This window comes from Planctomonas deserti (genome assembly GCF_003067705.1).
Lineage (GTDB): Bacteria > Actinomycetota > Actinomycetes > Actinomycetales > Microbacteriaceae > Planctomonas > Planctomonas deserti.
The window spans coordinates 1-598 of sequence record NZ_QANL01000116.1 but is presented as its reverse complement, the minus strand read 5'-3'; the positions used below and the strand labels follow the sequence as shown (position 1 = coordinate 598).

Here is a 598-nt window from a genome sequence, read left to right as displayed (position 1 = left end):
CCAGCATGGGCAACGCCGAGCTGGTGATGTCGCGGGTCAGCGGCCCGAAGGAACTGGTGGTGCTGGAAGACAGTTACCACATGATCACCATCGACCGCGAACGCCGCGATGTGATCCGCCGCAGCGCGCGCTTCTTCACCGAGATCGGTGAACGCAGTGGCGTCCTCAAGGCGGTGGCCTGAAATGGGGGCACTCGCCACGCTGCTGTGGCTGGCCAATGTGGTACTCGATACCGGTGGCCAGCTCGCCTTCAAGGCCGCCGCCAGCGATCCGCAGGAAGGCGAAGGACTGCAACGCTGGAAACACATGCTCAGCCGTCCCTGGCTGTGGATCGGCATCGCCTGCTATGTGCTTGAGTTCGTCGCCTGGATCGCGTTCCTGTCGCTGGTGCCGCTGTCCAAGGGCGTGCTGCTGGGCTCGATCAACATCGTCGCACTGATGATCGCCGGCCGTTTCCTGTTCCGCGAGAAACTCACGCCGCTGCGGGTGACCGGCATGCTGCTGGTCACCGCCGGCGTAGCCGTGGTGGGGGCCGGCTCATGAGGCGCCTGTATGTGATCGGCTTCCCGCTGCTGATGGCTTTCGACACGCTGGCCCA

At 64.7% G+C, this 598-nt stretch carries 2 protein-coding genes; both read left to right on the top strand.

Translation table 11 applies throughout. From position 1 onward, the window contains the following. A partial coding sequence (locus DAI20_RS19845) for a hypothetical protein (protein WP_497802649.1) occupies positions 1–182 on the top strand: 182 nt, incomplete at its 5' end. A gap of 1 nt (position 183) precedes the next feature. Beyond that, positions 184–543: an EamA family transporter gene (locus DAI20_RS19840; protein ID WP_012479558.1), complete on the top strand. Its 360-nt coding sequence runs from the start codon at positions 184–186 to the stop codon at positions 541–543. Positions 544–598: the final 55 nt, after the last annotated feature.